The 23,834-nt window shown below is 63.0% G+C and carries 24 protein-coding genes; 12 read left to right on the forward strand and 12 right to left on the reverse strand.

Going from position 1 to position 23,834, the window contains the following annotated elements:
• Window positions 1-326: 326 nt before the first annotated feature.
• The 3 genes from AD664_RS27550 to AD664_RS16305 form a co-directional block, all read right to left on the reverse strand.
• Window positions 327-506: a hypothetical protein gene (locus tag AD664_RS27550; RefSeq protein ID WP_157061575.1), complete on the reverse strand. Its 180-nt coding sequence runs from the start codon at window positions 504-506 to the stop codon at window positions 327-329.
• A 154-nt stretch (window positions 507-660) separates the two neighbouring features.
• Window positions 661-2,154, reverse strand: coding sequence for a CoA-acylating methylmalonate-semialdehyde dehydrogenase (locus AD664_RS16300; protein WP_053147875.1), 1,494 nt, complete (start codon window positions 2,152-2,154; stop codon window positions 661-663).
• A gap of 73 nt (window positions 2,155-2,227) precedes the next feature.
• Window positions 2,228-3,577 (reverse strand): aspartate aminotransferase family protein, encoded by a 1,350-nt coding sequence (locus tag AD664_RS16305; RefSeq protein ID WP_053147877.1) that lies wholly within the window; start codon window positions 3,575-3,577, stop codon window positions 2,228-2,230.
• Between the two features lie 122 nt (window positions 3,578-3,699).
• Between AD664_RS16305 and AD664_RS16310 the strand changes: the two genes are divergently transcribed.
• The 3 genes from AD664_RS16310 (at window position 3,700) to AD664_RS16320 (ending at window position 5,966) form a co-directional block, all read left to right on the forward strand.
• Window positions 3,700-4,620, forward strand: a complete 921-nt coding sequence (locus AD664_RS16310) for a LysR family transcriptional regulator (RefSeq protein WP_053147879.1) — start codon at window positions 3,700-3,702, stop codon at window positions 4,618-4,620.
• Window positions 4,621-4,725: 105 nt separating this feature from the next.
• The gene (locus AD664_RS16315) at window positions 4,726-5,376 is read left to right on the forward strand and encodes a TetR/AcrR family transcriptional regulator (protein WP_042732597.1); all 651 of its coding nucleotides are present in this window, start codon (window positions 4,726-4,728) and stop codon (window positions 5,374-5,376) included.
• 8 nt (window positions 5,377-5,384) lie between these two features.
• Window positions 5,385-5,966: a YigZ family protein gene (locus AD664_RS16320; RefSeq protein ID WP_053147881.1), complete on the forward strand. Its 582-nt coding sequence runs from the start codon at window positions 5,385-5,387 to the stop codon at window positions 5,964-5,966.
• A 285-nt stretch (window positions 5,967-6,251) separates the two neighbouring features.
• Here AD664_RS16320 and AD664_RS16325 read toward each other — a convergent pair whose 3' ends face one another.
• Complete coding sequence (locus AD664_RS16325) at window positions 6,252-6,698, reverse strand: hypothetical protein (protein ID WP_053147883.1); 447 nt, start codon at window positions 6,696-6,698, stop codon at window positions 6,252-6,254.
• Between the two features lie 81 nt (window positions 6,699-6,779).
• Here AD664_RS16325 and AD664_RS16330 point away from each other — a divergent pair, with 81 nt between their 5' ends.
• The 3 genes from AD664_RS16330 to AD664_RS16340 all read left to right on the forward strand — a co-directional run bounded on the left by AD664_RS16330 (window position 6,780) and on the right by AD664_RS16340 (window position 9,434).
• Window positions 6,780-7,130 carry a MerR family transcriptional regulator gene (locus tag AD664_RS16330; RefSeq protein ID WP_053148030.1) on the forward strand — a complete coding sequence of 117 codons (351 nt, stop codon included), beginning with the start codon at window positions 6,780-6,782 and terminating at the stop codon, window positions 7,128-7,130.
• Between the two features lie 24 nt (window positions 7,131-7,154).
• On the forward strand, window positions 7,155-7,841 hold the full coding sequence (locus tag AD664_RS16335; RefSeq protein ID WP_053147885.1) for an SDR family oxidoreductase: 687 nt from the start codon (window positions 7,155-7,157) through the stop codon (window positions 7,839-7,841).
• Window positions 7,842-8,075: 234 nt separating this feature from the next.
• Window positions 8,076-9,434 carry an 8-oxoguanine deaminase gene (locus tag AD664_RS16340; RefSeq protein ID WP_053147886.1) on the forward strand — a complete coding sequence of 453 codons (1,359 nt, stop codon included), beginning with the start codon at window positions 8,076-8,078 and terminating at the stop codon, window positions 9,432-9,434.
• 124 nt (window positions 9,435-9,558) lie between these two features.
• Here the strand turns inward: AD664_RS16340 and AD664_RS16345 are convergent, their stop codons facing one another.
• On the reverse strand, window positions 9,559-10,650 hold the full coding sequence (locus tag AD664_RS16345; protein ID WP_047735994.1) for a calcium:proton antiporter: 1,092 nt from the start codon (window positions 10,648-10,650) through the stop codon (window positions 9,559-9,561).
• A 180-nt stretch (window positions 10,651-10,830) separates the two neighbouring features.
• On the opposite strand from AD664_RS16345, the gene AD664_RS16350 reads away from it, so the two are divergent.
• The gene (locus AD664_RS16350; RefSeq protein ID WP_053147888.1) at window positions 10,831-11,784 is read left to right on the forward strand and encodes an adenosine deaminase; all 954 of its coding nucleotides are present in this window, start codon (window positions 10,831-10,833) and stop codon (window positions 11,782-11,784) included.
• A gap of 119 nt (window positions 11,785-11,903) precedes the next feature.
• On the opposite strand, the gene AD664_RS16355 is transcribed toward AD664_RS16350, so the two are convergent.
• The 3 genes from AD664_RS16355 to AD664_RS16365 form a co-directional block, all read right to left on the reverse strand.
• Window positions 11,904-13,283, reverse strand: coding sequence for an MFS transporter (locus AD664_RS16355; RefSeq protein ID WP_053147890.1), 1,380 nt, complete (start codon window positions 13,281-13,283; stop codon window positions 11,904-11,906).
• A gap of 110 nt (window positions 13,284-13,393) precedes the next feature.
• On the reverse strand, window positions 13,394-14,128 hold the full coding sequence (locus AD664_RS16360; RefSeq protein ID WP_053147892.1) for a helix-turn-helix transcriptional regulator: 735 nt from the start codon (window positions 14,126-14,128) through the stop codon (window positions 13,394-13,396).
• A 192-nt stretch (window positions 14,129-14,320) separates the two neighbouring features.
• A complete protein-coding gene (locus AD664_RS16365) occupies window positions 14,321-15,250 on the reverse strand; it encodes a LysR family transcriptional regulator (RefSeq protein ID WP_053147894.1) in 930 nt (309 codons plus the stop codon).
• Window positions 15,251-15,362: 112 nt separating this feature from the next.
• Here AD664_RS16365 and AD664_RS16370 point away from each other — a divergent pair, with 112 nt between their 5' ends.
• Together AD664_RS16370 and AD664_RS27675 are read left to right on the forward strand one after the other, a co-directional pair.
• Complete coding sequence (locus tag AD664_RS16370; RefSeq protein WP_053147896.1) at window positions 15,363-16,376, forward strand: zinc-binding alcohol dehydrogenase family protein; 1,014 nt, start codon at window positions 15,363-15,365, stop codon at window positions 16,374-16,376.
• Between the two features lie 156 nt (window positions 16,377-16,532).
• Window positions 16,533-16,703 (forward strand): hypothetical protein, encoded by a 171-nt coding sequence (locus tag AD664_RS27675; RefSeq protein ID WP_172679735.1) that lies wholly within the window; start codon window positions 16,533-16,535, stop codon window positions 16,701-16,703.
• Window position 16,704: 1 nt separating this feature from the next.
• On the opposite strand, the gene AD664_RS16375 is transcribed toward AD664_RS27675, so the two are convergent.
• Complete coding sequence (locus AD664_RS16375; protein WP_053147899.1) at window positions 16,705-17,907, reverse strand: multidrug effflux MFS transporter; 1,203 nt, start codon at window positions 17,905-17,907, stop codon at window positions 16,705-16,707.
• A 95-nt stretch (window positions 17,908-18,002) separates the two neighbouring features.
• On the reverse strand, window positions 18,003-18,200 hold the full coding sequence (locus AD664_RS16380) for a heavy-metal-associated domain-containing protein (protein ID WP_042730139.1): 198 nt from the start codon (window positions 18,198-18,200) through the stop codon (window positions 18,003-18,005).
• 147 nt (window positions 18,201-18,347) lie between these two features.
• On the opposite strand from AD664_RS16380, the gene AD664_RS16385 reads away from it, so the two are divergent.
• The 3 genes from AD664_RS16385 (at window position 18,348) to cueR (ending at window position 21,429) form a co-directional block, all read left to right on the forward strand.
• Window positions 18,348-18,725 (forward strand): hypothetical protein, encoded by a 378-nt coding sequence (locus tag AD664_RS16385; RefSeq protein WP_047736000.1) that lies wholly within the window; start codon window positions 18,348-18,350, stop codon window positions 18,723-18,725.
• 104 nt (window positions 18,726-18,829) lie between these two features.
• A complete protein-coding gene (locus tag AD664_RS16390) occupies window positions 18,830-21,025 on the forward strand; it encodes a cation-translocating P-type ATPase (protein WP_053147900.1) in 2,196 nt (731 codons plus the stop codon).
• Complete coding sequence (cueR, locus tag AD664_RS16395; protein WP_053147902.1) at window positions 21,022-21,429, forward strand: Cu(I)-responsive transcriptional regulator; 408 nt, start codon at window positions 21,022-21,024, stop codon at window positions 21,427-21,429. Before AD664_RS16390 ends, cueR begins: the two co-directional genes overlap by 4 nt.
• Window positions 21,430-21,873: 444 nt before the next feature.
• Here the strand turns inward: cueR and AD664_RS16400 are convergent, their stop codons facing one another.
• Together AD664_RS16400 and AD664_RS16405 are read right to left on the reverse strand one after the other, a co-directional pair.
• Window positions 21,874-22,767: a PA4780 family RIO1-like protein kinase gene (locus tag AD664_RS16400; RefSeq protein WP_053147904.1), complete on the reverse strand. Its 894-nt coding sequence runs from the start codon at window positions 22,765-22,767 to the stop codon at window positions 21,874-21,876.
• Window positions 22,768-22,996: 229 nt separating this feature from the next.
• Window positions 22,997-23,788: a helix-turn-helix domain-containing protein gene (locus tag AD664_RS16405; protein WP_053147906.1), complete on the reverse strand. Its 792-nt coding sequence runs from the start codon at window positions 23,786-23,788 to the stop codon at window positions 22,997-22,999.
• Window positions 23,789-23,834: the final 46 nt, after the last annotated feature.

The raw sequence follows: 23,834 nt of genomic DNA on the forward strand, positions 1-23,834 counted from the left end.
TGAGCCATGATCAAACTCTTCAGTTCAAACATCTTTGGGTTTTGAGAAAACCCTAAACTTGGCTCAGCAATCGTTGGTTACATCTTTGATTTCTCGCGGAGTAACTTGTGATGCTGATAATCTGTTGACTAGCAGTCTGACTCCACAAGCACCCACACGAATTGCTTGATTCAGTTGTTAAAGAGCGGTGATTGATTCTTTCGTCTCAACCGAGGCGCGCATTCTACAGCGCCTGGTGTTGCTGTCAAGCGGTTATTTAAGAAGTTTTTCAAAGTTTCCCGTGGGAAACATTAACAACTTCAACCACTTGCGCTTTCGATCTCTCGTTAGCGGGAGGCGAATTCTACAGCGTTGTTCGCTGCTGTCAACACCTCTTTTTCACCGCTTTCGGCCGAGAGGATCGAACCACTGATAAAGCCAAACGACAGCGCCTTATCCACGGCTTCCGGACTTCGATGAACTGAAGCCCCGCGCTGCCGAAAATCGTTTAACTCATTGAAACTCAAGGAGTTTTCCGTTTCGACTGCGCCGGAAGTGGGGCGAATTATAGACGTCTGGAATCTGCCGTCAACACCTATTTTCACAATTCTGTCACATCAGTCAAAAAGCCGCGCAAATGCAAAAGGCCGGCCCCAGGGGGCCGGCCTTTTGCATTGCCCCTTACAGGCTAGGAAACGCGAACTGCGAAGCCTCGTGACTGGACCGCTGCGGCCAACGCTGGGTAATCGCCTTACGTCGGGTATAGAAACGCACGCCATCGGGACCATAGGCATACAGGTCGCCGAACAACGAACGCTTCCACCCGCCAAAGCTGTGATATGCAACAGGCACCGGCAGTGGAACGTTGACGCCCACCATGCCCACTTCGATCTCATCGCAGAACAACCGCGCCGCTTCACCATCGCGGGTGAAGATACAGGTGCCGTTGCCATATTCGTGATCGTTGATCAGTTGCATCGCCTCTTCTAGGCTGTTGACTCGGACGATACACAGCACCGGCCCGAAGATCTCTTCCTTATAGATGCGCATCTCGGGTGTCACGCGATCAAACAGGCAGCCGCCCAGGAAGAAGCCTTCCTCATGACCGACGACGCTCAAGCCACGACCGTCGACGATCAGCGAAGCCCCCGCCGAGACGCCATCCTCTATATAGCCACTGACCTTGTCCCGATGCTGACCGGTCACGAGTGGCCCCATGTCCAGTCCGCAAGAAGTCCCCGCACCGATTTTCAGCGCCTTGATCTGCGGCACCAACTTGGACACCAGTGCGTCGGCCACCTGGTCGCCGACACAGACCGCCACCGAAATCGCCATGCAACGCTCGCCGCACGAACCGTACGCCGCGCCCATCAGTGCGCTGACCGCATTGTCCAGATCGGCATCCGGCATCAGGACCGCATGGTTCTTCGCCCCGCCCAGCGCCTGGACGCGTTTGCCGCGCCGGGTGCCTTCGGCATAGATGTATTCGGCAATCGGCGTCGAGCCGACAAAACTCAAGGCCTTCACTTCCGGCGCTTCGATCAACGCATCCACCGCCGCCTTGTCGCCATGCACCACACTCAACACGCCCTTGGGCAGCCCCGCCTCCAACAGCAACTGGGCGATCAGCAAGGTCGAGCTCGGGTCGCGCTCGGACGGCTTGAGAATGAAACAGTTACCGCAAACGATCGCCAACGGGTACATCCACAGCGGCACCATCGCCGGGAAGTTGAACGGCGTGATGCCTGCAACGACACCCAAGGGTTGAAAGTCTGACCAGGCGTCGATATTCGGTCCTACGTTACGGCTGTATTCGCCCTTCAGGATTTCCGGCGCGGCGCAGGCGAACTCGACGTTTTCAATGCCACGCTTGAGCTCACCAGCCGCGTCTTCCAGGGTCTTGCCGTGTTCTTCGCTGATCAACTGGGCAATGCGCGATTCGTTCTGCTCCAGCAATTGCTTGAAACGAAACATCACCTGCGCGCGCTTCGCCGGCGGCGTGCTGCGCCAGGCCGGGAAAGCCGCCTTGGCCGCGTCGATGGCCTGTTCAATGGTCGCGCGATCCGCCAAAGGCACCTTATGGATCGCCTGGCCAGTGGACGGGTTGAACACGTCGGCCGTGCGAGCACTGTCGTTCAGCAGTTCGCCATTGATCAAATGCGGGATGAGGCTCATGAGGACTCCAGAATTTATCCACAGGCGCCCGTCACCGGACGCCCGTTGTTGAAAGCGATTAGGAAAGGGTGGGTCAGTCGAGCTTGTTCAGCACTTCGCCGACCGCATCGAACAAACGGTCCAGGTCCTGCGGCTTGCTGTTGAACGTTGGTCCGAACTGCAAGGTGTCACCACCAAAGCGCACATAGAAACCGGCCTTCCACAACGCCATGCCGGCCTCGAACGGACGCACGATCGCATCGCCGTCCCGCGCAGCGATCTGGATCGCCCCGGCCAGGCCATAGTTGCGAATGTCGATGACGTTCTTCGCCCCTTTCACCCCATGCAGTGCGTTCTCGAAATGCGGTGCGACCTCGGCCACGCTCTGCACGAGGTTTTCCTTCTGCAGCAGGTCCAGCGCCGCCAGGCCGGCCGCGCAGGCCACCGGATGCGCCGAGTAGGTGTAGCCATGGGGGAATTCCACGGCGTATTCGGGCGTCGGCTGATTCATGAAGGTCTGGTAGATCTCGGAACTGGCAATCACCGCGCCCATGGGGATCGCGCCGTTGGTGACTTGCTTGGCGATGCACATCAGGTCCGGTGTCACGCCAAAGCTGTCGGCACCGAACATCGAACCGGTGCGGCCGAAGCCGGTGATCACTTCGTCGAACACCAGCAGGATGCTGTGCTGGTCGCAGATTTCCCGCAGGCGCTTGAGGTAACCCTCAGGCGGCACCAACACGCCAGCCGAACCCGCCATCGGCTCGACGAACACTGCCGCGACGTTGGAAGCGTCATGCAATTCGATCAGCTTCAGCAGTTCATCGGCCAGGGCGACACCACCCTCCTTGGGCATGCCACGGGAATAGGCGTTGCTGGCCAGCAGGGTGTGCGGCAGGTGGTCGACGTCGATCATGGCCTGGCCGAACAGCTTGCGGTTGCCGCTGACACCGCCAAGGCTGGTGCCGGCGATGTTCACGCCGTGATAGCCACGGGCACGGCCGATCATCTTGGTCTTGGTCGCTTGCCCCTTGAGGCGCCAGTAGGCGCGGACCATTTTCACCGCGGTGTCGGCGCACTCCGAACCGGAGTCGGTAAAGAACACATGGTTGAGGTTGCCGGGGGTCAGGCTGGTGATTTTTTCCGCCAACTGAAACGACAGCGGGTGACCGTACTGGAACCCCGGCGAGTAATCGAGGGTGCCCAGTTGTTTGGCGACCGCGTCCTGGATTTCCTTGCGGGTGTGCCCGGCACCGCAGGTCCACAGGCCCGACAGCGAGTCGTAGACCTTGCGGCCCTTGTCGTCGACCAGCCAACTGCCCTCGGCGGCCACGATCAGGCGAGGGTCGCGCTGGAAGTTGCGGTTGGCAGTGTAGGGCATCCAGTGAGCATCGAGCTTGAGCTGACTGGCCAGGGAACCGGCTGCGTGTTCGGGCATGTTCATCGACAAAACCTCTCAGGACAAAGGCGACAGGGATCAAAAGGCGTTATTGCAGCTAAGTTGCCACGGCGATAAAGTCGGTGAAATTCAACTTTTCTAACCTTCAGTCAGTAGCCTACTAAACTATGAGCACCCGCCGCCCCGATCCCCTGGCCCAGGTCAGCGACTTCGACATCCGCCTGTTGCGCATTTTTCGCAGCGTGGTGGAGTGCGGCGGTTTCTCCGCCGCCGAAACGGTGCTCGGCATTGGCCGCTCGGCCATCAGCCAACAGATGAGCGATCTGGAGCAACGCCTGGGCCTGCGTTTGTGCCAGCGCGGGCGCGCGGGGTTTTCGCTGACGGAAGAAGGGCGCGAGGTGTATCAGTCAGCGTTGCAGCTATTAAGTGCGCTGGAAAGCTTCCGCACCGAGGTCAACGGCCTGCACCAGCACCTGCGTGGCGAACTGACCATCGGCCTGACCGACAACCTCGTCACCCTGCCCCACATGCGTATCACCCATGCATTGGCCCAATTGAAAGAACGCGGGCCCGACGTGCAGATCCAGATTCGCATGATCGCCCCGAATGAAGTCGAGCAAGGCGTACTCGACGGTCGCCTGCATGTCGGCGTGGTTCCCCAGGCCAGCGCCCTGTCCGGGTTGGAATATCAACCGCTCTACAGCGAACGGTCGTTGCTGTATTGCGCCGTGGGGCATCCATTGTTCTATGTGGATGACCAACAACTCGACGACAATCGCCTCAACAGCCAGGACGCCATCGCGCCCACCTTCCGCCTGCCGGCCGACATCCAGGCCCACTACCAGGCGCTCAACTGCACGGCCAGTGCGTCGGACCGTGAAGGCATGGCGTTCCTGATCCTGACCGGACGCTACATCGGCTACCTGCCGGACCACTACGCCAACCTCTGGGTCCAGCAAGGCCGGTTGCGAGCCCTGAAACCTACGACTCGCTTCTATGACCTGAGCCTGGCGTCGGTCACGCGCAAGGGGCGGCGGCCTCATCTGGTGCTGGAGAGTTTTCTCGAAAGCCTGGCGGCAACGCGCTGAGTCTGGATCGCCAAACGGCTTTAAATGAGGGTGGCACTTGTCGGATCGCCGCCGGTGCGTTATCAACGCATTTGCTTGCCCCACAGACCCAGCCCGGAAACGTCCATGACCTTTGAAGTCCCTGCCCACGGTGGCAAGCCCACCAGTCGCATTCGTCAGAAAAACGAAGAGACCATTCTCAAGGCCGCTGAAGATGAATTCGCCCGCCACGGGTTCAAGGGCACCAGCATGAATGCCATTGCCTTGAAGGCCGGGTTGCCCAAGGCAAACCTGCATTATTACTTCACCAATAAACTTGGCCTGTACGTGGCGGTGCTGAGCAACATCATCGAGTTGTGGGACAGCACCTTCAATCACCTCACCGCCGAAGATGATCCGGCCGAGGCCTTGACCCGCTACATTCGCGCCAAGATGGAGTTCTCCCGTCGCCAGCCCCAGGCCTCGCGCCTGTTTGCCATGGAGGTGATCAGCGGTGGCGAGTGCCTGACCGAGTACTTCAACCAGGATTATCGCGCCTGGTTCGGCGGCCGCGCTGCCGTGTTCCAGGCCTGGATCGACGCCGGCAAGATGGACCCGGTCGACCCGGTGCACCTCATTTTCCTGCTGTGGGGCAGTACCCAGCATTACGCCGACTTCGCCACCCAGATCTGCCGCGTGACCGGGCGCAGCAAATTGACCAAGCAGGACATGATCGAAGCCGGCGACAACCTGATCCGTATCATTCTCAAGGGCTGCGGCCTGACACCAGCCATTTAAGATTGCCCATGCCTTTTACCCTTGCCGGTTTTTGCGAATACCGCGAAGAAATTCGCAAGAGCCGCTTCATCACCTTCGCCGCTCCCATCACCTGCCCCGCCGATGCCCAGGCCTTTATCGAGCAGCACAGCGACCTGGACGCCACGCACAACTGCTGGGCCTGGAAGCTCGGCGATCAGTACCGCAGCAACGACGACGGCGAACCGGGCGGTACGGCCGGGCGGCCGATATTGGCCGCCATAGAAGCGCAAGCTTGCGATCAGGTGGTGGTACTGGTTATCCGCTGGTACGGCGGGATCCAACTGGGCACCGGCGGACTGGCGCGGGCGTACGGTGGTGGCGCCAACAAGTGTTTGCAAAACGCTGACAAGATCGAACTGATCAGCCGCGAGGCACTTCGCTGCGCCTGCGGCTTTGCAGAATTGCCCCTGGTGAAGCTACGGGTCGCCGAGTGCGGCGGGCTGGTGACCGAAGAGCAATTCACCGCCAACGGCGTGGCCCTGCAACTGGCCGTCGGCGAAGCGCAGATCCCGCTATTGCAAAAGCAATTGGCTGACTTGAGCCGTGGGCGGATTCTGCTGGAACGTTGAGGGCGAAGGCTCGCCCCTCTGCGCCGCAAAAACTTGCCCACACCCACTGTGCACCCGACTGTGGATAACCTGAGCACATTCTTCTGTAACCCTTCTGTCACGCGGCTTTGAGGGGGATGCTCAGTTTTTGTCCAATCTTTCTTTCAGTTGATAAATCCGCCCGCAAAACAGTTGCTTGCGGTGGTTTATCACCTTTGGGAGAAAGCCGCGCGGCGCTTATGCCCGCGCGTCTCGCTTGCGCACAATTACTGTGGAGCAAGCTGTGGATAACCCGTTCATGGGTCTTCAGGTGCCAATAACGGCATGGCTCGCAGGGGCTTGATCATTTTTTAACCACTGGCCACGAACAGGCAAGACCTGCATCAGGCCCCATGCCAGTTCAAAGAACAGAAATACCCAGACGATGGCACTGGCCCCGTGGAGCAATGCATAAAGCATCCACGTTGCAAACAGCAACCGCCCCGCCGCGTCATAGCGCCCATACGTCGGCTGTGGGTCGCGGATCCGCAACACCGACCACACACAGACAATCGAACCCAGCAGGTTCGCCATCAACAGGTGCGCGGGCGCAAACGCCGGCAACTCACCCGGCAGTTCGAGTGCCTGAGCGAGGCTCGTCAGCGCGCCATGCAGCATGGCAAACGTCCAGGGCGTGGCGAAGGCGGCGGTCACGATCAGGTCGTACCAGGCGCCGCCGCGCACCACGCGGCGGTACTGCGTTGGGGTCCACATAAACAATGCTCCAGATAATCAAGGAGCGAACAGGCTAAAGCTTGGGGTATGCTCCAGGGTCAAGCCCTTCTGGAGACCCTCATGCGCATCGGTGAACTCGCCCAGGCCTGCGCCGTCAGCCGCGATACGCTGCGCTTCTATGAGCAGCGCGGCCTGATCGCGGCGGGCCGCAGCGCCAATGGTTATCGCGATTACCCCGACGACATGGTGCAACTGGTGCTCTACATCAAGACGGCCCAGCGCCTGGGCTTTACTCTGGGCGAGATCGGCCATAGCGTCGCCGCCCTGTGGCGCGTACCGGATCCGGGCCACGCCATCACGCAATTGCTACAGGACAAACTGACCCTGATCGAAACCCGCATGACCGAACTCGACGCGTTGCGTCACGAGCTGAAACAACGGCTCGGGCAACGTTGTCCATTAAATCCGTGACCTTTTTCTTTCAAGGATGCCCTCATGAATTCGGCAAAAAACGCATTGATCATCGGTGCCTCCCGGGGCTTGGGCCTCGGCCTGGTGAAGGTGTTGCTGGACGATGGCTGGAACGTGACCGCCACCGTGCGCAACCCGCAGAACGCCGAGGCGTTGAAGGCGTTAGGTCCGGTTCGGATCGAAAAACTCGACATGGACGACCAGCAAGCGGTCATCGCCCTGAGCCAGCAGCTCAAGGGTGAAACCTTCGACCTGCTGTTCGTCAATGCCGGCGTCAAGGGCCCGGACAATCAGAGCCCCGGTGGCGCGACGCTGGCCGAAGTCGGCCAGTTGTTCTTCACCAACGCCGTGGCACCGATCAACCTGGCGCAGCGCTTCGTCGGCCAGATCCGCGAGGGCAGCGGCGTGCTGGCGTTCATGAGCTCGGTGCTGGGCAGCGTGACCATGCCCGACGCCCCGGAGCTGGCGCTGTACAAGGCCAGCAAGGCCGCCCTCAACTCCATGACCAACAGCTTTGTCAGCCAACTGGGCGACCAGACGTTGACCGTACTGTCGCTGCACCCGGGCTGGGTGAAGACCGACATGGGCGGTGAAGGGGCGGACATCGATGTCCAGACCAGCACCCGCGGCTTGATCGACCAGGTCAACGCCTTCGCCGGCAAAGGCGGGCATCACTTCGTCAACTACAAGGGCGAGACGATTCCCTGGTAAACCTTGTGGGAGCGCGCCTGCTCGCGAAAGAGGCCGGCCAGCCACCTGAGTGGCACCTGACACACCGCTTTCGCGAGCAAGCTCGCTCCCACAAGGGGCCGGGGCAAGGCACTGGCCATGTGCGACTGAACCTGAGTAAACTCCCCACCTCGCCCCCGACGGCGACCCTGGATCAGCAGACAGGGCATCACTGAGCTGGCTAACCTGAACCCACTTTCAGAGGAGCCGGCCACCATGCCTGCGACCCGTACCTGGTTAAAAAACCCCCTCGCCATTTTCACAGCCAACGACCTCGATGCCCGCGGCGGCCTCGTCCTGCAGGACGGTGTGATCGTCGAACGGCTGGGCCTTGGCCAGCAGCCCGCCCAGCCCTGTGACACGGTCTTCGACGCGCGCGAGCACGTGATCCTGCCCGGACTGATCAACACCCATCACCACTTCTATCAGACGCTGACACGGGCCTGGGCGCCGGTGGTGAACCAGCCGTTGTTTCCATGGCTGAAGACCCTCTACCCAGTGTGGGCGAGGCTGACCCCGGAAAAACTCGCCCTGGCGAGCAAAGTGGCGCTGGCCGAGCTGCTGCTGTCAGGCTGCACCACCGCCGCCGACCATCACTACCTGTTTCCCGACGGCCTGGAAAACGCCATCGACGTGCAAGTGCAGAGTGTGCGCGAACTGGGCATGCGCGCCATGCTCACGCGCGGTTCCATGAGCCTGGGCGAAGCCGACGGTGGCCTGCCGCCGCAACAGACCGTGCAGCAGGGCGAGGTCATTCTCCAAGACAGCCAGCGCCTGATCGATCGCTACCACGAGCGCAACGACGGCGCGCAGATCCAGATTGCCCTGGCGCCCTGCTCGCCGTTCTCGGTCACGCCCGACATCATGCGCGCCAGCGCCGAGCTGGCGGAAAAGCTCGACGTGCGCCTGCACACGCACCTGGCCGAAACCCTCGACGAAGAGGCGTTCTGCCTGCAACGTTTCGGCCTGCGCACGGTGGATTACCTGGACAGTGTCGGCTGGCTCGGCCCGCGCACCTGGCTGGCCCACGGCATTCATTTCAACCCGGACGAGGTCGCCCGTCTCGGCGCCGCCGGCACCGGCATCTGCCATTGCCCGAGCTCCAACATGCGCCTGGCGTCGGGCATCTGCCCCACCCTGGAACTGACCGCCGCCGGCGCTCCGCTGGGCCTGGGGGTCGACGGTTCGGCCTCCAACGATGCCTCGAACATGCTGCTCGAAGCCCGCCAGGCGCTGTACATCCAGCGCCTGCGCTACGGCGCGCCGGCGATCACACCCGAGCGCGTCCTCGGCTGGGCCACCCGTGGCTCGGCGCAATTGCTCGGACGCAGCGACATCGGCGAGCTGGCCGTCGGCAAACAGGCCGACCTGGCGCTGTTCAAGCTCGATGAACTGCGTTTCTCCGGCAGCCACGACCCGATCTCGGCCCTGCTGCTGTGCGGTGCCGACCGGGCCGATCGGGTGATGATCGCCGGCCGCTGGCGGGTCATCGACGGCCAGGTCGAGGGGCTGGACCTGAAGGGGTTGATCGCCGATCACAGCCAGGCGGCGCGAGAGCTGATTGCGGGAAGCTGACCCGACGCCCCTCCCATGTGGGAGCAGGCTTGCTCGCGATAGCGGCCGGTCAGTCGACATCGATGCTGGCGGCACCGACGCTTTCGCGAGCAAGCCCGCTCCCACCTCTGGCGCTGCGCACGATTTACAGGCCGAGCAACGACAACATCACAAACGTCGCGAACAGCACGAAGTGGGTCATGCCTTCGATGGCATTGGTTTCGCCATCGTTGAGGTTGATCGCGCTGACGATCAGGGTGATGAAGATCATCACCGTCTGCACCGGGGTCATTGCCATCTGGAAGGGTTGGCCGGTATAGAGGGCCATGGCCTCCATCACCGGCACCGTGAGAATCACCGTGGACAACGAAGCCCCCAGGGCGATGTTCACCACCGACTGCATGCGATTGGCGAGCGCCGCGCGCAGGGCAGTGAGAATTTCCGGTGCGGCGGAGATGGCGGCCACCAGGATGGCCGTGACCACCGGCGGCGCTCCGGTCCCTTCCAAGCCCAGGTCGATGGCCTTGGACATGACTTCCGCCAGCGCGCCGATCACCACTACACCAAACACCAGCGCCGCGATGGAGAACGCTAGGCTGACGGGTTTCGGCTCGTCCTCCACCGGCTCTTTCCGGCGGCGTTTTTCCGGGTAGCTGTAGCTGAAGAAGTAACTGTGGGGGCCGACCTGCATGCGCAGGAACAAGGTGTACAACACCAGCATCGCGCCAATGGTAAAGGCCGAATAAGTCTTCCAGCTTTCCCGGGGGATGAACTCCGGCACCACCATCGACACCCCCATGGCGGTGAGGATCATCACGCTGTAGGTGCGCGCCGAGTCGTCGTTGTAGACCTGCTCGCCGTGCTTGATCCCGCCCATCAGTGCCGCGAGCCCGAGGATGCCGTTGATGTCGAGCATCACCGCCGAATAGATCGTGTCCCGCACCAGCGTCGGTGAAGCCTGGTTGCTCATCATGATCGCCAGGATCACCACTTCCACCAGCACCGCCGATAAGGTCAGGATCATCGTGCCGTAGGGGTCACCGACCTTTTCCGCCAACAGTTCGGCGTGATGGGCCACGCGCATGGACGCGGCGACGATGAAGCCGATCAGCGCCAATGCGCCGATCAATGCCACCATCTGCCCGCTGCCCAGCAGCCAATGCTCCAGCGGATAAGCCACGAACGCGGCAAGCAACGCCAGCAGCAGGAGTTTTTCTTGCTTGATCAACGTGAGCATCGCTGGCCTTTCATCGTGCACAGGGTCATGAGCTACTAGACTGTCAGGGGCGATGAACGTTTCCTTGGGGTGTGACGGCGGCGAATATTGCCGCACAGTGGATCACCCGGTCAGGTTTTAGCCGACATTGCGCCCGGCCCCTGTAGAATGCCGCCATTGATTCGCTGATGAGAAAAAACCATGTACGACTGGCTCAATGCCTTGCCCAAGGCTGAACTGCACCTGCACCTGGAAGGCTCGCTGGAGCCCGAGCTGCTGTTCGCCCTGGCCGAACGCAACAAGATCGCCCTGCCCTGGAGCGACGTGGACACCCTGCGCAAGGCCTATGCCTTCAACAATCTGCAGGAGTTTCTCGACCTGTATTACCAGGGCGCCGATGTGCTGCGCACGTCCCAGGATTTCTACGACCTGACGTGGGCCTACCTGCTGCGTTGCAAGGCGCAGAACGTGATCCACACCGAACCGTTCTTCGATCCGCAGACCCACACCGACCGCGGCGTCCCGTTCGAAGTGGTGCTCAACGGCATCGCCGCCGCCCTCAAGGACGGTGAGCAGCAGTTGGGCATCACCAGCGGCCTGATCCTGAGCTTCCTGCGCCACCTCAGTGAAGAACAAGCGCAAAACACCCTCGACCAGGCGCTGCCGTTCCGCGACGCCTTTGTCGCCGTGGGCCTGGACAGTTCGGAAATGGGCCATCCGCCGAGCAAGTTCCAGCGGGTCTTCGACCGGGCACGCCACGAAGGCTTCCTGACCGTCGCCCATGCCGGTGAAGAAGGCCCGCCCGAGTACATCTGGGAAGCCCTGGACCTGCTGAAGATCCAGCGCATCGACCATGGCGTGCGGGCCATCGAAGATGAGCGACTGATGCAACGGATCATCGACGAGCAGATCCCGCTGACGGTGTGCCCGTTGTCCAACACCAAGCTGTGCGTGTTCGACGACATGTCGCAGCACAACATCCTCGACATGCTGGAGCGGGGCGTGAAGGTGACGGTCAACTCCGACGACCCGGCGTACTTCGGTGGCTACGTCACCGAGAACTTCCACGCGCTGCACACCCACCTGGGCATGACCCAGGACCAGGCCACCCGCCTGGCGCAGAACAGCCTGGATGCGCGGTTGATCAAGCCTTAAACCTGACGCCTCGCCCCCCGTGGGAGCGGGCTTGCTCGCGAATGCGGTTTGTCAGCGACATATGTGTTTGCTGACACTGTGCATTCGCGGGCAAGCCCGCTCCCACAGGAGGACGGTGTCTAACCTGCTGAACCCTCGCTCAACTCCTCTAACGTCTTGCCTCGGGTTTCCATTCCGAACAGCCAGACCACTGCGGCCGCCACGGCGAAACACAAGGCGCCCAGGGCGAAGACGCCGCCCTGGCCGGTGATGGGGAATACCAGGCCGGTCACCAACGGTCCCAGCAACGAACCGATACGACCGATCGCCGAGGCAAAGCCCGAGCCCGTGGCCCGTGCCGAGGTGGGGTATAGCTCCGGGGTGTAGGTGTAGAGCACCGCCCACATGCCGAACAGGAAAAACTGCATCAGCAGCCCCGTCCCGATCAGCAGCCCGACGTTGCCGCCAAACACCGCGCTCTGGCCATAGAGAAACGCCATCGCCCCGCCCCCCAACAAGGTGATGACGCACACGGGTTTGCGTCCCCAACGCTCCACCAGCCATGCCGCGACAAGAAAGCCGGGAATCCCGCCCAGGGAAATCAGCACGGTGTAATACACCGACTGGGTCACTGCGAACCCCGACTGCTGCAACAGCGCGCTGAGCCAGGACGTCAGGCCATAGAAACCAAGCAGGGCAAAGAACCAGACGCTCCAGATCATCATCGTGCGTTGGCGGTACTGCGGCGACCAGATTTGTGCCAGGGCCGAGAAGAAACCGCCCGGCACGCTCACCTGCCTGGGCAGTCGGATGGGCGCCGGCAGGTCCGCGCGCCCCAGCGAGGCCCGGACCTTGTCTTCGATCCGCCGCAGGACCGCGTCCGCTTCAGCGCCTCGACCGGCCTGCTCCAGCCAGCGCGGAGATTCGGGTATGAAGAAGCGGATCGCCAGGACGAACACCGCCGGTATCGCCAGCACCAGGAAGATGTCGCGCCAGCCGATCACCGGCAACAGGAAGTACGACAGCACACCCGCCGCCACGAAGCCCAGCGGCCAGAAGCCATCCATCAAGGCGATGTAGCGCCCCCGGCGCTGGGCCGGGATCAGCTCGGAAAGCATCGACTGGGCAATCGGAAACTCCATGCCCATGCCAATGCCCAACAGCACGCGAAACAGCGTCAGCGTCTCGATGTCCTGGGCCGTGGAGCACAGGTAACTGGCGACACCCCACAACACGATGCTCCACTGGAACACCGGCTTGCGCCCGAACCGGTCGGCCAGCATCCCCGACAACGACGCCCCCACCACCATGCCGAAGAAACTCGAACTGGCGAGCAGGCCGGCCTGGGCCGTGCTCAGGCCGAACTCGGCTTTGATCGAGCCGAGCAGGAACGTCATCATCGCCAGGTCCATGGAGTCGAAGAAAAACGCCAGGGCAATGATGATGAAGATCACCCGGTGATAACCGCTGATGGGTAACCGCTCCAGGCGTTCCGCCGCGCTGTAACCTTGAATGTCCATGCTGCCTCCCCAATCCGATGATTCCCCGGACCGAGTGTGCGCGAACCCTGCGCGAAGCGACGGCTGGATGCGACCTGCCAGCAGCCCTGAGCGACTTGCCGGCGGCGTTCCTAGAGCGCCATTTCCAGGTTTTCCTGCCGGGCGAACCGGTGAATCTCCTGCTGGCCGAGCGCGGTCACGTGCAACGCGCGCGAATCGTTGGGCAGGCTCAGCCAGCCCGATTGCATGAACAGTTGCAGCAAGGCCGCCCCCAATGCGCCCCCCAGGTGCGGGCGACGCTCGCTCCAGTCGGGGCAGGCGCAAGCGATGTGGGCGTTGCGATGGGCCAGCGCCTGGATGAACAGGCCGCGGCCGGCCAGTTGATTGGCGCCCTTGAGGGTGACCGTCACCCGCTGGTCGCACTGCTCGACCCAACCGTCGTCCAGCAGGCGCTGGTACAGGTCGGCTGCCAGGGTGCCACCCAGGTGATCGTTACACAGCCGGGCGCGCATCAGCGAGACGGGCGCCGACGGCGCCTGGGTCAACTTGACGCTACGCTTGAAAACCTCCGGAATCTGCCGTGGCGTACTGACCAGGGTCGCGCTGGCCAGGGCTTCGACAGCCGCGCCGATCTCGGGCGCAGCCAGGCGAAAGAATCGTTTGCGACCGCGAACCTCGACGTTCAGCAGGCCACCGGCGCACAGGCGCCCCAGATGAGCACTGGCCGAGGACGGCGACAGTCCGGCGAGCAAGGCCAATTCTTCGGCCTGCCGGGCCGTGCCGTCCATCAAGGCCCACATCATTGCGCTGCGCTTGGGATCGGCCAGCAGCGTGGCGATGTGGCTGATGCAAGGTGCATGTTCCATGTATTCACTCCCTGTTGAATCATTCGTCTACTGCTCTGGCGCCTATCGACCAGCAATGGGACCGCCGCAAGCGGCACGATACGGCGCCGGCTCGGGCGGCCGCTAGTATAAGCGTGGCGATCGAGGTTTCCTGCCCTCCGGAAACCTTTGGAGGCGATTGAGCATGCGGGAAATGTCTCTATTTGCCCGCGACTATTGGCTCGCCCCTGATGCGTATGGGAATTGCACCGTCAATCGGCCGCAACGGGCCTGGAGCATCTCTCGCAAAAGGTTGATGGGTTTGCTCAACTGCGCCCGGTGGGCGCACAGCAGATTGAGCGGGGCCCGTTCGCATTGCAGGTGCGGCAGAAGGATGTTCAGGCGCCCGGACAGCACGTCGGTGGAAACATCCAGCCACGACTTATAGGCAATCCCGGCACCCGCCACGGCCCAGCGCCGCACCACATCGGCGTCGTCGCTGAAGCGGTCGCCGCTGACCGTGAGGCTAACCTCCCGCTTGCCGTCATGAAAGCACCAGCGGTCGTGGACGCGGGTGCCAAGCATGTACAGCAGGCAGTTGTGCTGGGCCAGTTGCTCCAGGTGCTGGGGTTCCCCCGCGCGCGCCAGGTAGTCTGGGGAAGCACAGAGCACCCGACGATTGTCCGGTGCGACGGGCAGCGCCACCAGGCTCGAATCCTCCGGCTCGCCATAGCGCAACGCGATGTCCACCGGTTGCTTGAACAGGTCGGCAATGCGATCGCCCAACAGCAGCCGCACCGTCAAGCCCGGGTGCTCGCGCTGGAAGGCATCCAGCCACGGCAGCAGCAGGTTGCGGCCCAGGTCCGAGGGCGCGGACAACTGCAACACTCCGCTGACCTGATCCTGGCCGCTGGTCAACAGCCGTCGTCCTTCGTCGAGACTGCTCAAGGCCGCGCGGGCGTATTCGAGAAAACCTTCCCCTTCGGCAGTCAGGCGCAGGCTGCGGGTGGAACGGGCCAGCAACCGCGCGCCCAAGTGCTGCTCAATTCGCTTCAACGCGGCGCTGGCCACGGCCGCCGACAGGTCCATGACCCGGGCCGCCGCAGAAAGGCTGCCCAGATCGGCTGCACGGACAAACAGCTGCAAGTCATCGAATCGAAGCATGACGGCTCCATTATCAAAAAATCATTGAAAGAGCCTGTTCTTTTAGCCGGTTTTATCGCGCCGATAAATAGCTAACCATGGCCGCATTGTCACCGACCTCACGGAGCTGCTCATGAAAGCCATTGCCTATTACCATTCGTTGCCCATCACCGACCCTCAATCGTTGCAGGACATCGAGCTGCCGGCCCCCGTCGCCGGGCCCCGGGACCTGCTGGTGGAAGTGAAGGCCATCTCGGTCAACCCGGTAGACACCAAGGTTCGCCAGAACGTCCAGCCCGAAGGCGGCGAGGCCAAGGTGCTGGGCTGGGACGTGGCCGGCGTGGTCACGGCCGTGGGCAGCGAGGTCACGTTGTTCAAGGTGGGCGACCGGGTCTTCTACGCCGGCTCCATCGCCCGGGCCGGCGGCAACAGCGAATTGCACGCTGTGGATGAGCGCATCGTCGGCCACATGCCCAAGACCCTCGGTTTCGCCGAAGCGGCCGCCTTGCCCCTGACCGCGATTACCGCCTGGGAGTTGCTGTTCGAACGACTGCACATCCCCCAAGACCAGGACGATCAGGGCCAGAGCCTGCTGATCGTCGGCGCGGCGGGCGGGGTCGGTTCGATCCTGACCCAACTGGCCCATCAACTCACCGGGCTGAAGGTCATCGGCACCGCGTCCCGCCCACAGACCCAAGCGTGGGTACGGGACCTGGGCGCCGACCTGGTGATCGACCACAGCCAGCCGCTGAGCGAGGAATTGAAGAAGGCCGGCCACGGGCCAGTGACCCACGTCGCCAGCCTGACCCAGACCGACCAGCACCTGGACCAGTTGGTCGAGGCGCTGGCGCCCCAGGGCAAACTGGCGCTGATCGATGACCCCAAGGCACTGGACGTGACCAAGCTCAAGCGCAAGAGCCTGTCACTGCATTGGGAGTTCATGTACACCCGCTCGCTGTTCGAGACGCCCGACATGATCGAACAACACACGTTGCTCAACCGGGTCGCCGAGCTGATCGATGCCGGCACGCTGAAGACCACCGTCGGCGAGCATTTCGGCACCATCAACGCCGAGAACCTGCGCCGCGCCCATGGGTTGCTGGAGAGTGGCAAGTCCAAGGGCAAGATCGTACTCGAAGGGTTCTGACCGCGCGGGCCTGGGGTGGCGAGGGAGCGAATGCCCTCGCCACCCTCCCTTCATCGTGCCGTCAGTCCGAGACTTGACCGTTGTCACATTTGCGATCGCATTCCGGTCTACACTCGAGGCCTTTGCAACGCAATCTTTTACGTGAGGAGGTCAGCAATGAAGATCCTGATAAAAGAAGTGGCAAAATCCCAATGGCAAGTGCGCCTCGACCAGCACGTCGTGACGTTCCGCACCGAGGCCGAAGCCCAGGCCTTCGCCAATACCCTGCAAGCGCGGATCCACGCGCCGCATCATTTCCCCGAACAGCAGCAACGCGCGGCCGGCTGAATCAGACCTTGCCGGCGGCCTGGGCCAGTGCCCGGGCATTTTGCAGGCGCCGGGTCAGCATGGCTGCGCTGACCACCAACAGCCCGCAAAGGCTGATCACCAAGGCCATGGGCACGGCGGTGCCGTCATGCAGCGCCGCCACCAGCGCGGCAGACCCGGCTGCCACGGAAAACTGCAGGCAGCCCAACAGGGCCGAAGCGCTGCCGGCCCGGGCGCCCTGCCCGGTCATGGCGCAGGCCGAGGCGTTGGGCAGGATGCACCCCAGGCTGGCGATGCAGATGAACAGTGGGATCAGCAGCGGCCACAACTGCTCGGGCTGCAACGCGCTCACCGCCAGCAGGCTCAACCCCGCCAACAGGTAAACCCATACCGCGCGGGCCAGCAGGAACGCCGGGCCGCGCTTGGCCAACAACCGGGCGTTGACCTGGGCGACCAGGATGAAGCCGGCCGCATTGGTGCCGAACAGCCAGCCGAAGTGTTCGGCAGGCACCCCATACAGCTTGATGAAAACGAACGGCGAGCCGGCGATGTAGGCAAACATCCCGGCGATGGCAATCCCACCCGTCAAGGCATGACCCAAATAAATCGGGTCGGTCAGCAGCCGCGTGTATTGGCGCAATGCCCCTGACAGCGGTTGTCGAGGCACATGGTCCGGCAGGCTTTCCGGCAACCACAAGGCCACGGCCGTCGCCGCCAACGCGCTGAACAGGGTCAGGGCGATGAAGATCGATTGCCAGCCATGCAGGTTCACCAACAAGCCGCCGAGCATCGGCGCCAGGATCGGCGCCAGGCCCATCACCAGCATCAGTTGCGAGAACACCTTGGCCGAGCCCACCGCGTCGCATTTGTCGCTCACCACCGCCCGGGAAATCACCATGCCGGCGCAACCGCCCAGGGCCTGGACGAAACGGGCACCGATCAGCCATTCGAGGCTCGGCGCATAGGCGCACGCCAGGGACGCCAGGGTGAACAAGCCGACGCCGGCCAGCAGGGGAATGCGCCGCCCGAAGCGATCCGCCACCGGGCCATAGCCCAGTTGCCCGATGGACAGCCCAAGGAAATAAGCGGCCAAGGTCAGTTGAATATGTTTTTCGTCCGTACCGAAGGCGGTCGCCATGGCCGGGAAGGCGGGCAGGTAAAAGTCGATCGCCAAGGGACCGAAAGCGCTCAAGGCGCCAAGAATCAGAATGATGCGAAGGTTCATCGGGCGTCCAGGTCAGGCGTCAGTCGGCAGCCCGACAGTTTAGCCCTGCCGGGCGCGCTTGAACATTCCGATAGGTCGCTAACGATTAAAAAACTTCAGGCGGCACTGACCTCGTACCCCTCCTCCTTAATGGCCTCGACCACTGCGGCGGCTGGCAGCGAACTCTGGACCTGGACCGTCTTCGCGCTCAGGTCGACCTGCACGTCGGCGGCCGGATCGCGGGCCTGCACAGCCTGGGTGATGGCTTTGACACAGTGGCCGCAGGACATGCCCTGGACATTGAATACTTGCATGGGATGACTCCTTGGATTGAGGTTGCCAGCAGTTTCAAGCTTGCCCTCATGGCAAGGTCAAGTTCCAGGGAAAACTGCCGGGCTGGCAATCGGCAACGGCCTCAGCCAAGCTGCACACATCAAGGATTCCACACCGGAGGTTCAGCCATGCGCTGGTCAGCGTTCAGCCTGTTTTGCATGCTCGGTTTTTCAGCGGTGGTGCCCCAGGCATCGGCCGACGACTACGGCGTGCTGATCATTTCCCGCGAGCGCCTGGAAGTGGCGACGTCCTGCGAAATCGGCATCTACATTCAGGATCAGCTCTCGGCTCGACTGTTCCAGGAACAAAGCACCTCGTTCAACCTGCCGGCCGGCCGATTCTCCCTGCGCCTGAAACTGTTGCCAGGCCAGGCACCGGGGTGCAACCCGGGCATGCTCGCGCCGGGCTCCCAGGAAATCGTGCTCAAGGCCGGCGACATCCTCAAGTACCGCATCGCCATGAACGAGCAAGGCATGTACCTCAAGCAGGCTGCGCTGGGTTACTGAGCCGTCATCGCGCCCACCTGAGCAGGGCTGCATTTCGGTGGCGCTTGACCTTGCCAGCATGGCAAGGTTGATCCTGTAGTCATTCACTACAGGGAGCCAGACCGATGTCCGAATCCAGCACCTTCGACCTGCCGATCAGCGGCATGACCTGCGCCAGTTGCGCCGGGCGGGTCGAGCGGGCCTTGAGCAAGGTGGCGGGCGTGAACAGCGTCAGCGTCAACCTCGCCAACGAACGCGCCCATCTCGAATTGAACGGCCAGGTTGACCCGCAGATCCTCGTCGATGCGGTCAGGCGTGCCGGCTATGAGGCCGAGGTCAGCCCCGTCGAGCCATCCGCCGAGCTGCAACGCCAACGCCTGGACCATGAACGCCTGGCATTGGTGCTGGCGATCCTGCTGGCCATGCCGCTGGTGTTGCCGATGTTGCTGCAGCCGCTTGGCGTGCACTGGATGTTGCCGGCCTGGGTGCAGTTCGCCCTGGCGACGCCGGTCCAGTTCATCTTCGGGGCGCGTTTTTATGTCGCCGCTTTCAAGGCCGTGCGCGCCGGTGCCGGCAACATGGACCTGCTGGTCGCCCTGGGCACCAGCGCCGGCTACGGCTTGAGCCTTTACGAGTGGGCCAGCGCCCGCCCCGGCAGCCTGCCGCACCTGTACTTCGAAGCCTCGGCGGTGGTGATAGCCCTGGTATTGCTGGGCAAGTACCTGGAAAGCCGCGCCAAGCGACAGACCGCCAGCGCCATCCGCGCCCTCGAAGCCTTGCGACCGGAGCGGGCCATCCAGGTGGTCGACGGCCAGGAGCGCGACATCGCCATCAGCGCCTTGCGCTTGAATGACCTGGTGCTGGTCAAGCCCGGCGAGCGCTTCCCGGTGGACGGTGAAGTGCTGCAAGGCCAGAGTCACGCCGACGAAGCCCTGATCAGCGGTGAGAGCCTGCCGGTGCCCAAACAGCCCGGCGACAAGGTCACCGGTGGCGCCATCAATGGCGAGGGCCGACTGTTGGTGCGCACCCAGGCACTGGGTGCCGAAACCGTCCTGGCGCGCATCATTCGCCTGGTGGAGGACGCCCAGGCCGCCAAGGCACCGATCCAGAAACTGGTAGACAAGGTCAGCCAGGTCTTCGTGCCGGTGGTGCTGGTGCTGGCCTTGGCCACGCTGGTCGGCTGGTGGTGGTACGGTGCGCCGCTGGAAGTCGCCGTGATCAATGCCGTGGCAGTGCTGGTGATCGCCTGTCCCTGTGCCCTGGGCCTGGCGACGCCGACCGCGATCATGGCCGGCACCGGCGTGGCCGCGCGCCACGGGATCCTGATCAAGGATGCTGAGGCGCTGGAGCGCGCCCACGAAGTCGACACCGTGGTGTTCGACAAGACCGGCACCCTGACGTCCGGCACCCCGCGCATCGTGCACTTCAGTGCCCTGGAGGGTAACGAAGACACGCTGCTGCAATGGGCCGGCGCGCTGCAACGCGGCAGCGAGCATCCCCTGGCCAAGGCGGTGCTGGACGCCTGCGGCGAACGCGACTTGAGTGTGCCGGACATCAGCGACAGCCAGTCCCTGACCGGCCGCGGCATTGCCGGCAGCCTCGACGGGCGTCGCCTGGCGTTGGGCAACCGGCGCCTGCTGGAAGAACTGGGGCTGGACCCCGGCACGCTGGCCGAGTCGGCGCAAACGTGGGAAAGCGAAGGCCGCACGTTGTCCTGGCTGATCGAGCAAGCCCCGACGCCACGGGTATTGGGCCTGTTCGCCTTCGGCGACTCGCTCAAGCCCGGCGCCCTGGCTGCCGTCCAGGCCCTGGTTAAGCGCCACATCGCCAGTCACCTGCTCACCGGTGACAACCAGGGCAGCGCTCGGGTGGTGGCTCAAGCGCTGGGCATCGCCAACGTGCATGCCGAGGTGCTGCCGGCGGACAAATCCGCCATCGTCCAACAATTGAAAGACCGTTCGGTGGTGGCAATGGTCGGCGACGGCATCAACGACGCCCCTGCGCTGGCCGCCGCGGACATCGGCATTGCCATGGGTGGCGGCACCGATGTGGCCATGCACGCGGCTGGCATCACCCTGATGCGCGGCGACCCACGACTGGTGCCGGCAGCGCTGGACATCAGCCGCAAGACCTACGCCAAGATCCGCCAGAACCTGTTCTGGGCGTTCGTCTACAACCTGATCGGCATTCCCCTGGCGGCATTCGGCCTGCTCAACCCGGTGCTGGCCGGCGCGGCGATGGCACTGTCGAGCGTCAGCGTGGTGAGCAATGCGTTACTGTTGAAATTCTGGAGACCCGAGCCGTTGGAGGAAAAGCGATGAACATCGGCCAAGCAGCCCGGCAGAGCGGCCTGAGTGCGAAGATGATCCGGTACTACGAATCCATCGGCCTGCTCAAGGCGGCCCATCGTACCGACAGTGGCTACAGGATCTACGGCGCCGAAGACCTGCATACGCTGGCGTTCATCAAGCGTTCGCGGGACCTGGGGTTTTCACTGGAAGAAGTCGGCAAACTGCTGACCCTCTGGCAGGACCGCCAACGGGCCAGCGCCGATGTGAAGGCCCTGGCGCGGCAGCACATCGACGAACTGAACCAGAAAATCCGCGAACTGGCCGAACTGCGCGACACCCTCCAGGACCTAGTGGACCACTGCCACGGCGACCACCGCCCGGACTGCCCGATCCTCAAGGAACTGGCGTCGGGGTGCTGCGCCCGAACCGCCTGAGTGCCCGCCCCCCCCCCCCGGAAAATGGAAAAATTGCGCGCTCAGCACACAATGTCCTTGTGGGAGCGGGCTTGCCCGCGAAGGCGTCATCCCTGCCAGCTCACCTATCGCCTGACACACCGCTTTCGCGGGCAAGCCCGCTCCCACAGTGGGTCTTCGGGGGACGGGAGAATTGCGCTAGACACACCGTTCTTTGTGGGAGCGAGCTTGCTCGCGAAGGCGTCATTCCAGCCAGCTCACCTCTCGCCTGCACACCGCTTTCGCGGGCAAGCCCGCTCCCACAGTGGGTCTTCGGGGGACGGAAGAATTGCCCTCGGCACACCGTTCCTTGTGGGAGCGGGCTTGCCCGCGAAGGCGTCATTCCAGCCAGCTCACCTCTCGCCTGACACACCGCTTTCGCAGGGCAAGCCCGTTCCCACAGGGTTCACTCATCGGGCCGGGCTTTTATTGCATCCAGGGCGGAGGCGGTTCTTCGGTTTTGCCGGGGGGTGCATCGTCGGCGGCGCGGGCGGCCTGGCGACGTTGTTCATCGAGGCGGGCGGCCTCGATCTCGCGCATGACGCCACCCACATCCGCCAGCTCTTCAGGCTCGTCGAACTCGCCGGTCAACACGCTGGCCGGGTGCAAGGTGCCGGACTCATACAACGCCCACATCTCCTTCGCGTATCGGGTGCGCTTGAGTTCCGGGGCGAACCGGCCGAAGTAGGACGCCATGTTGCCCACGTCTCGCTCCAGCATGCTGAAAGCATGGTTGTTGCCCGCGGCATCCACGGCCTGCGGCAGGTCGATGATCACAGGCCCGGTCGGCGTAAGCAGCACGTTGAACTCGGACAGGTCACCGTGCACCAGCCCGGTACACAACATCAGCACGATCTGGGAAATCAGGAACGCGTGATACTCCCGGGCTTGATCCGGCTCCAGTACCACATCGTTCAGGCGCGGCGCCGCATCGCCGTACTCATCGGCCACCAGTTCCATCAGCAGCACGCCTTCGAGGAAGTCATACGGCTTGGGGACTCGCACACCGGCGTTCGCCAACCGGAACAGCGCCGCCACCTCGGCGTTCTGCCACGCGTCCTCGGCTTCCTTGCGCCCGAACTTCGAGCCCTTGGCCATGGCCCGGGCCTGCCGGCTGTTACGCACCTTGCGGCCTTCCTGGTATTCGGCCGCCTGACGAAAACTTCGCTTGTTCGCCTCCTTGTAGACCTTGGCGCAACGTAACTCGTTGCCGCAGCGCACCACATAAACAGCTGCTTCTTTACCACTCATGAGTGGGCGCAGCACTTCGTCGACCAGACCGTCCTCGATCAGGGGTTCAATGCGTTTTGGAGTCTTCATCAGCTTTTATTGTGGGTCCTTTATTACCGAACACGCGAATGACAGTCGTTATACGGCAATCCTCGCTCCACGGGGAGGGGTTGCCGACCTATGAACCTGCGATGCACACACTGTGCCGGATCGCATCGAACGTGCCGAATCATAGCCGACGCCGGGCACGGCGCCGGTAACGGGAGGCGAAGGTATTTGCTACAAGCGCTGACAGCCGCATCCATGGCCAGCGTCGGCGTCAATGCTTGAACAACTCCCCCGGGGTGAAACCGAACATTCCCTTGAAGGCGGCAATGAAGGCGGAGGTCGAATCATAGCCACAGGACAACGCCGCGCTGGTGACACTGTCGCCTTCCTCCAGCGCCCCCAGGGACGACAACAAGCGCATGCGCTGGCGCCAGGCACGGAAACTCAGGCCGGTTTCCCGCTGGAACAAACGCATCAGGGTTTTTTCCGACGTCCCCAGGCGTTCCGCCCAGGCTTGCAGCGTGACGCCTTGCTCGGGCTGCTCGATCAGTTCGTTGCACAGCGCCAACAGGCGGGCATGACGGGGCAACGGCAGGGAAAACCCCACTTCCGGCAGCGTCGCCAACTGGTCGAGCAACACCTGCACCAGGCGTTCTTCCTGGCTATCGCCCTGGGGGTAATCGGCCGGAAACTGACAGAACACCTTGATCAACTCCCGCGCCAGCGGCGTAACTTCCAAGACCCGGCACCGCCCGTCCGCCCACGGGCAGGCCTGGCGATGGACATACAGGCTGCGCATTTCCGCCCGAGTGGACGTCACCACCTGGTGCTCCAGGTCGGCCGGGATCCAGATGCCCCGCTGGGGTGGCGCGAAGAAACTGCCCGCGGCCGTGTGCACGCCAAGAACACCACTGATGGCGTAGGAAAACTGCACCCAGTCATGCCGATGGGCCTGGGTCCAGGACCCCGCGCTCAAGCTTTCGACACGGGCATAGAGTGGCCGCGGCAGTTGAGTCAAGTCGGGGATGCGGCGCTCGAGCTGCTGGTGTCCGTTAGTCGGCATTGATTGGCCTTATGTCGCAAGACGACTGTTTGCGACGACGTTAGGC

It is taken from the genome of Pseudomonas sp. P97.38 (assembly GCF_001269745.1).
Taxonomy (GTDB): Bacteria; Pseudomonadota; Gammaproteobacteria; order Pseudomonadales; family Pseudomonadaceae; genus Aquipseudomonas; species Aquipseudomonas chlororaphis_E.

Excerpts from the sequence above, each read along its gene's own strand:
- AD664_RS16300 (WP_053147875.1), bottom strand. The coding sequence starts at position 2,154 with ATGAGCCTCATCCCGCATTTGATCAATGGCGAACTGCTGAACGACAGT.
- AD664_RS16305 (WP_053147877.1), bottom strand. The coding sequence starts at position 3,577 with ATGAACATGCCCGAACACGCAGCCGGTTCCCTGGCCAGTCAGCTCAAG.
- AD664_RS16310 (WP_053147879.1), top strand. The coding sequence starts at position 3,700 with ATGAGCACCCGCCGCCCCGATCCCCTGGCCCAGGTCAGCGACTTCGAC.
- AD664_RS16315 (WP_042732597.1), top strand. The coding sequence starts at position 4,726 with ATGACCTTTGAAGTCCCTGCCCACGGTGGCAAGCCCACCAGTCGCATT.
- AD664_RS16320 (WP_053147881.1), top strand. The coding sequence starts at position 5,385 with ATGCCTTTTACCCTTGCCGGTTTTTGCGAATACCGCGAAGAAATTCGC.
- AD664_RS16325 (WP_053147883.1), bottom strand. The coding sequence starts at position 6,698 with ATGTGGACCCCAACGCAGTACCGCCGCGTGGTGCGCGGCGGCGCCTGG.
- AD664_RS16330 (WP_053148030.1), top strand. The coding sequence starts at position 6,780 with ATGCGCATCGGTGAACTCGCCCAGGCCTGCGCCGTCAGCCGCGATACG.
- AD664_RS16335 (WP_053147885.1), top strand. The coding sequence starts at position 7,155 with ATGAATTCGGCAAAAAACGCATTGATCATCGGTGCCTCCCGGGGCTTG.
- AD664_RS16340 (WP_053147886.1), top strand. The coding sequence starts at position 8,076 with ATGCCTGCGACCCGTACCTGGTTAAAAAACCCCCTCGCCATTTTCACA.
- AD664_RS16345 (WP_047735994.1), bottom strand. The coding sequence starts at position 10,650 with ATGCTCACGTTGATCAAGCAAGAAAAACTCCTGCTGCTGGCGTTGCTT.
- AD664_RS16350 (WP_053147888.1), top strand. The coding sequence starts at position 10,831 with ATGTACGACTGGCTCAATGCCTTGCCCAAGGCTGAACTGCACCTGCAC.
- AD664_RS16355 (WP_053147890.1), bottom strand. The coding sequence starts at position 13,283 with ATGGACATTCAAGGTTACAGCGCGGCGGAACGCCTGGAGCGGTTACCC.
- AD664_RS16360 (WP_053147892.1), bottom strand. The coding sequence starts at position 14,128 with ATGGAACATGCACCTTGCATCAGCCACATCGCCACGCTGCTGGCCGAT.
- AD664_RS16365 (WP_053147894.1), bottom strand. The coding sequence starts at position 15,250 with ATGCTTCGATTCGATGACTTGCAGCTGTTTGTCCGTGCAGCCGATCTG.
- AD664_RS16370 (WP_053147896.1), top strand. The coding sequence starts at position 15,363 with ATGAAAGCCATTGCCTATTACCATTCGTTGCCCATCACCGACCCTCAA.
- AD664_RS27675 (WP_172679735.1), top strand. The coding sequence starts at position 16,533 with ATGAAGATCCTGATAAAAGAAGTGGCAAAATCCCAATGGCAAGTGCGC.
- AD664_RS16375 (WP_053147899.1), bottom strand. The coding sequence starts at position 17,907 with ATGAACCTTCGCATCATTCTGATTCTTGGCGCCTTGAGCGCTTTCGGT.
- AD664_RS16380 (WP_042730139.1), bottom strand. The coding sequence starts at position 18,200 with ATGCAAGTATTCAATGTCCAGGGCATGTCCTGCGGCCACTGTGTCAAA.
- AD664_RS16385 (WP_047736000.1), top strand. The coding sequence starts at position 18,348 with ATGCGCTGGTCAGCGTTCAGCCTGTTTTGCATGCTCGGTTTTTCAGCG.
- AD664_RS16390 (WP_053147900.1), top strand. The coding sequence starts at position 18,830 with ATGTCCGAATCCAGCACCTTCGACCTGCCGATCAGCGGCATGACCTGC.
- cueR (WP_053147902.1), top strand. The coding sequence starts at position 21,022 with ATGAACATCGGCCAAGCAGCCCGGCAGAGCGGCCTGAGTGCGAAGATG.
- AD664_RS16400 (WP_053147904.1), bottom strand. The coding sequence starts at position 22,767 with ATGAAGACTCCAAAACGCATTGAACCCCTGATCGAGGACGGTCTGGTC.
- AD664_RS16405 (WP_053147906.1), bottom strand. The coding sequence starts at position 23,788 with ATGCCGACTAACGGACACCAGCAGCTCGAGCGCCGCATCCCCGACTTG.